At 31.8% G+C, this 6755-nt stretch carries 3 protein-coding genes and 1 pseudogene; all 4 read right to left on the bottom strand.

Annotated features, from left to right (window positions below; all coding sequences use genetic code 11):
- Positions 1-484 precede the first annotated feature (484 nt).
- The gene (locus DDE80_RS13415; RefSeq protein WP_108308394.1) at positions 485-1009 is read right to left on the bottom strand and encodes a hypothetical protein; all 525 of its coding nucleotides are present in this window, start codon (positions 1007-1009) and stop codon (positions 485-487) included.
- Positions 1010-1408: 399 nt separating this feature from the next.
- Positions 1409-5185: a hypothetical protein gene (locus DDE80_RS13410; RefSeq protein ID WP_108308392.1), complete on the bottom strand. Its 3777-nt coding sequence runs from the start codon at positions 5183-5185 to the stop codon at positions 1409-1411.
- Positions 5186-5588: 403 nt separating this feature from the next.
- Positions 5589-6377 (bottom strand): hypothetical protein, encoded by a 789-nt coding sequence (locus DDE80_RS13405; RefSeq protein WP_108308390.1) that lies wholly within the window; start codon positions 6375-6377, stop codon positions 5589-5591.
- A 157-nt stretch (positions 6378-6534) separates the two neighbouring features.
- Positions 6535-6755, bottom strand: a pseudogene (locus DDE80_RS15190) (IS4 family transposase); the annotation flags it as partial.

Raw genomic sequence — 6755 nt, 5'->3', positions numbered from 1 at the left:
AATACCTGGTAAAGCTTTTAATGGAACTGCCGAATTTACCAATTCACCAGCAACCTGAATTATTACAAGAGTACATGCCTTGGTCGGCCAAAATTCAAGCAACATGCGCCAAGATCAAAGCAGCATAAAAGCCAGCTTTCTGAAAAAATCGTCAGAAAGCTGGCCATTTGTCGTGCGTGCCGTCAGGTGCGCTTATTTTTTTGAATTCGGGCTTACCTTACGCATAACAATAGCACCCCCTGGAAAACAGGTGGGTGCTATTTGACGCTTACAATACAATTTAGGAAGTATTCCTTTTTATCTGGCATAGTGATTCACTTTTCCTTTGGTGTACTGCATGTATAGCGATCAAGTAACTACACCTTCACCGATATTACCTTTATTTTTTTCTAGGTATCCAAAGTACATATTGTAATATAAAAAATGAACCACCCTAGGGGAAAATAGAGTGATTCAACTAGAATTTTAGTTTTTGAAGAGGACACTATTTTTGATTTTGAATTTCTTTGAGGATTGATTGTAATTCAAGAAATAAATCTTTTGATTGTGTTTTAATTTTTTCGAATTCATTACTCTCAACAGAAACTTTAAATTCTCCCTTAGCGTTTTTCCAGTTATTAAATAAATAAGTATCAATACTTTCATAAGCTTTTAAAATACGATTTCTATTTGTACTATCAAAATACCTTGCTAAATTTTCTTCTGATAATTTATTATAATTAAATACTTGATTCATTAGAATTGGATCAACATTGACTGTTTGAAAGTATAATTGGGGCATTACTTTTGAGGACATCTCGTTTGTAAAATCCCTAATATATAACTCCATCAAAGCATAATTTCTTTCTTCTTCTCTCTTACTAATATCTTCAGATAATTTATACATACTTTTACTAGCCTTAGCACTAGATTGAGTTGCTCTAAAAACAAAGTAAGTTAATAACCCCATTACTAATGTATTAATCACTAGAATCCACTCATCTGGTTTTAGTTGTGTAAGGACATTCATTTATTCACATCCTTATATTTAGTAATCTACGAATATTATTTTTAAAAACAATAATTGTAATTTGAAATATCTTTCTTTCCTTGTTCAAATAGAATTTTAATTTTTGAAGGGACTACTCAGTGCTGAAACTAAATGTGTTTTTCATGTAACCGACGCTCTACTAAATTTATCGGAATAAAGTCTAGTTTCACGAGCGAATAATTCCAACAGAATCGCTCAATTGGATATAGATAGTTTCTTTTCATACTAACGCTGTTGTATTTTCTATTTCACTATCAAATAGACTATCTGCGAAGGAAGCAGTAATTCAGTGTACTGATTGCATAAATATTCCGTATTTTGGATTATAGAATTGTTTCTACATGCGGTACATGAATTACTACAAAATAACCAATACACTTATCGACTTATATCCCTCTGCTTACTCGTCATTTTCACATCCACATAAAGGTGTATTACGTAAATCTCATTTCCCATATCTGAAAAATGCTTTGTATAAAAACTAGGCAATCTCTCGTCTTCAAGAAAGGGAAATAAATTGAAAATACTTCCTTGTTCCACCACAGAATAGTTACCATCATCCCAGGTAAGTACAATATCTTTATACTTATTCCATAACGAAGCTGGATTATCACTAAATCCCCAATTAATATGGAAATAGAAATGCGCGTCACCCGCATCGTAACGAAATAGCTTTTGAAAATGCTCTAAAATGACTGACTTATTCGCATAAGGGAGACGTAAACCTTCGATAATTGTAATTTCTCTGTTATTACCGTCGTAAATGACAACATCTCTCTCACCTATGCCTCCCTTTTCATTCGTCTGACTCCCAGTAAAACCTCCACGGGGTTGAGTAGAAGCTGTCCAACCAAGCGATTTAATACTTTGGTTTAGCAATAAAGCGAGAATATCATTATAATGGTCCTCTTCTCCTTGTTTTGGTTGACCATTGTCTAGATATTTAATTAAAGTAGGTGCAAGCAATTTCATTTTATTACAAGCATCAAATAATTCTGTAACTAAAACATCTCTTACGTTAGCATCATCTCGATTGAAATATGCTCTTGCCTGATCATAAACATTTAAACCTTTAAACGAAACTCTTGCAGCTCCAACAAATTTCCAATCAGACAATGTTAATACTGATGTTGGTTCTATAACTGTTGTCATTGAATTTTTTTCTTCTATTTCTTTTTTTAATTGTAGCAGAATATCATTATTACCATGCTTACCTATTAAGTCCTGTAAAAGAAGATTGGCCTGTTCCCAATTATTTTGTTCAATATAAGCTTGCACAGCATACGATCCAACTTTTAAATTTGTTTTCAACTCTACATCTAATGAAGAATATACACTCCAAAAATCCACCTGATCTTTAGTTAAAATCGACATAAATAGTCGATTTTCCACCAAAATAATCGCTCCATCACGGTCATTCTCTAAGGAAATATCAGATTTATACTTCTCAAAAAGTTTACTGATTTTTTTAATAAGCTGTTGGAGTTCATCGGGATCAGTATCACCCGATTTCACATATTGTGCTAACAACCTAACATTTGCTGCAATTAAGTTAATTTTATAACCTATATTCTCAGGTTGTTCACTTATTAAGCCTTCGAAAGTTTTAATCGATTGCCCAATCTGACTATCGTCTTCACTATTTAAAAGTACCAATCCTTGATAAAAGTTAAGCATGTCTTTAGTAGCTTCTCTATTTTCTAGTCTTTCTGGAATTACACATTCTAATATTTCTTCAACATTTCCTAATATAAACTTGGCGCGTAATCGCTCTCCAAACTCCCATTCCATCCAATCTATAAGATTTCTTTTCTTAGCCAAATCTTCATAACGATCCATTATATCAACGGCCATTTTTACTAACTCTTCATTTCTAGTATTCAACATTTCCCTTACCGTATTCTGAACATCTGTTAGCATCATAATGGAATCTAAACTCTTATCAATCAAATTTGGCGTAATAGATTGAATTATAAATGTCCTGTCCTTCTCTCTATCCATTGCATTGTATAATGTACTTAATCGATTAATATTAACTTGAATTTTCTTAAATTCATTAAGAGTTCTATCCCTTACATTATCAGAAAATTTATTAATGGCTAATGATACTTTTTCAAATAAATAAGTATTGATATTACCAATTAAAGGGTTATATTCATAATGAGAATCAAACACATCAACTTGACCATCTTGAGCCTTATCAATTTGGAATTGTAGCACCATATTAGAGAGTTTTTGATTAATACCTTTTAATAATTCTTCATTTTTTAAATACAATGATAAAAAAGTTAATAATCTAATATGAGTTCTGACTTTTCCTACAATTTCTCTTTGTTCTTTACTGTATTTTTCATAGGATAGATTAACAAAGTTCTGGAAATCTAATGGAGAAAGGAAGTTCTTCCAATGCTCTTCTTCCGTAAAATCAACTTTTTCGGCTATGAACAACCATCCCTCTGACTCTATTTCCTTTTCAATTACTTCAATCCAGCAATCGTATTGTTCATGATTAGAAAAGGATTGTATATAATACATAACAATTTTCCCAGCAAACATATTAAGTAATTTATTTTTATCCTTTAAATGACCTTTTTGAGCTTGCTCGAATAGCCATATTCCGAAAGGCCATAGTTCTTCTTTTAACGGACAATCACTGTTGTTGTATATCATATCTAATTTATCTAGCAACTCTGACAAAATTTCTTCTATGTATAAATCCTTGGTTCTTGAATGTCTAGGCATTTCTAATAGTAGTTGTAAAATACTATTAAGTTGATTTTTTCTTTTTAAATGAATTTTAGAAGAATGTATGCTAGGTTTTCGTATTTCGCGGTAAAACCACTCTACTAATTCTAAAATAAGTTTTGCAGCCCCTTTAGTAGTTTGCTTATGAAGCTTATACGCAAGAAAAGAAAGCCCTTCATCCCAAACTTCCTTAGTCTTAGCTTCCAATTTTTCAGACTCACTTCCGCTCATAATACCAATACTTTCTGCCTCGTAATGAATAAGTGAATACATACCGATTAAAGTTGCATCATCTTCAAGTAATAGAAATGGTATCATATGAGAATTATATCTATCCCCTGATAACATTTTATAAAAGTATGGTTTGTCCATTCTATTGTTTATTAAACTTTTCACATGTAATCGTTCTCCATCATCATATCGGAGGACAATTGAGAAAAGCACATCTAACATTTGTCTTGGACGGTCCATTAAAATACCAGAATCAAATCGGCCAATAGAAGTAAGCCAATTCATCCTATCTAATTCTTTTTGAGAAGAAGGAGAATAATAATATGAGAGATCTGGAAAAATAGTCATTTTGTCAGGATATAGTGATAACCCCTCAGCTGATAGTTTTACCTTTTCCTCATTCCATCCATGACAATCTTCTTCAGAAAGGATTCTTTCAATAGCTGAATCTAAGAAATTATTTTGACTATTCGTATTCAAGTTTTCAAAGAAAGATAATCCCGTTCTGAAAATTTCAAAGTAGTTTTTCCACCATGTTAATCGCTTTGAATAATTCAATGGTCCAACTATTTCTTCTTCCCATAGCTTTGCTAAGAGAAAAGCAGAATAGTGTATAACAAATTTATGCGTACAATTTAGAAATAACGCTGTTTCATTCCCGTAAATAATCTCTTCTGATAAAAACCAATCTAATTCTGGTAGTTTCGGGTAGTGTTCCCGATGCAAATTCAACTCTGTTAAAACAGAATTTAATTTTAACTTTCTTTCATCTGGATATGGAACCTGACTTAGTTTCTCCATAAAGGTAACTAACAGATTATTAGAAGCTGTTTTTCTAGAACGATAAAACTCTTGAGGAAGATACCATCTATCCCAAACTACTCTTATCCACCCATTTTGAATTATTTCATCTAGTGTAAAATTTGGATTAGGATAATTATTACAAAATTCTCGCCAAATATTAACAAGTTCATCATAACTGCGTGGATCCTCTTCAAATTCACTATTTTGTATTAGACGAAGAAGTAATATTTCCATTCCCCACTTCGATTGAGCTTGATCGGCATCCTTATCTACTGATTTATAGCATGACTTTCTAGGTAATAGTTTATTGAATAGTTGGTTAGCTACATCTTGTTTATGATAATCAAAATACAAATAATCGTAATTAATCGCCATGAAATCCCGCCCTTACTTTATCCAATAGAATAAATCTTTTTCCATATAAAAATCACTAATTTAGTAATATGGAAGTTTTCTCATTACGTTTTATAGTAACAAAAGTGACCGATTCAGCTAATAAATATTCCTATATATAACTGATTGTAATACAAATATGGTTCTTGTATTATTCATTGATGTTGTAAAATATAAATAAGAATGGAGGATAAAGATCCAAAACTCCTTATCCTCCACTTTTAAAATCGAAGAAATCGCATTTTAAATTCCAAACACTTCAGCACAACTTACAAGATATCGGATAATAGGATAATACTATATCGAATTGCTAAAACTTACTGTGAGAACCGTTCCCATGATCCAGCCCCACAAGAATAATATTCAACACGCAACTTAGTTAACTTTATTTTGCCTTATTTAAACCTAACCTCAGTGTTGCATGGACTGTTGCAAGGTAATAATGGAACATCCATTCATACCAAATGGGCTTATCATAATCTGTTTTTTCAGTAATACGATTATGCCTGATACCGTATTGATTAACTATCTCAAATATTAATTTATCATGTTTTTCGGTAGTAACTTGCTTTAAGTTTTTTCTATACGGTTCTAGCACATCAACCAATAGATTTATCGCTTTCATCTTTTCAGTTTCATTTGAGTCATATTTGAAGAACATCTTTATTGCTGTTTCAACTCTTTGAGTTGTTGGATCATCTGTATTCTTTGGTAAGTCTTGCGTAAATAATTTTCCTAAACCATCTTCTGGTATATTAATTATGTATCCCTTTTCCGACAACACATAACCTTCATCTAAACAAATAAGATATTTGTTTATCATCTCTCGAAATTCTTTTTGGGCTTCTTTTTCCTCATAGAAATCAAATGCCTCGATTTTACGGATGTACTTATGTAAAACTTCTATCAATGTAAAAGTAGTTACTTTATTCTGTTTATATTCATAAGAAATTGGAAAAATATTATTAACTCCTACGTGAGTAAACATAAATGCTTCAGGACTTGGAGACATCAATCTAGGTGTACTGTGATAACCTGAAAAAGCTAATTTAAAATAACCTTTTTCCTCAAAATACATATATGTATCTACGAAAAACTCGCGAAATTTATGAAAAGGTATCTTGATTTCATCCAAATTAATATGTCCGTTTCTAGCAGCATAAAACCCCGTCATTCTATTCACTCCCATTATAAACATTGATAAATTGGTATCTTACTTCTATGTATATCTAGCAGATTAGAAATATTTTACTTACTCAATTATATCATAATCCAACATTAGAAAACTGAATATTTAAAATATATAGAACACGCGTGTTGATTAGCCAAAATCACGTAACACTTTTTTGATAAATCATCCGAGCTGATGATAAGATTTCTTCGACGTACGTTCGCCATTTCACCGGAAGCGCATGCCAAAGAAATAGGCGTGTAAAACCTGCGAATGACAAGGAGTCTACGTCTGATTTCAATTGAATGCGGCTGTGTAAAAACTTTAATAAAACATAGGCAATTAACGCGGCGAAAAGCTGACTAAATACCGCATTTTTAG

The sequence above is a fragment of the Metalysinibacillus jejuensis genome, from assembly GCF_003057615.1.
GTDB classification, from domain to species: domain Bacteria; phylum Bacillota; class Bacilli; order Bacillales_A; family Planococcaceae; genus Metalysinibacillus; species Metalysinibacillus jejuensis.
This window is presented reverse-complemented; position numbering and strand designations above follow the sequence as displayed.

Coding starts and splice junctions, on each gene's coding strand:
- DDE80_RS13415 (WP_108308394.1), bottom strand. CDS start 1,009: ATGAATGTCCTTACACAACTAAAACCAGATGAGTGGATTCTAGTGATT.
- DDE80_RS13410 (WP_108308392.1), bottom strand. CDS start 5,185: ATGGCGATTAATTACGATTATTTGTATTTTGATTATCATAAACAAGAT.
- DDE80_RS13405 (WP_108308390.1), bottom strand. CDS start 6,377: ATGACGGGGTTTTATGCTGCTAGAAACGGACATATTAATTTGGATGAA.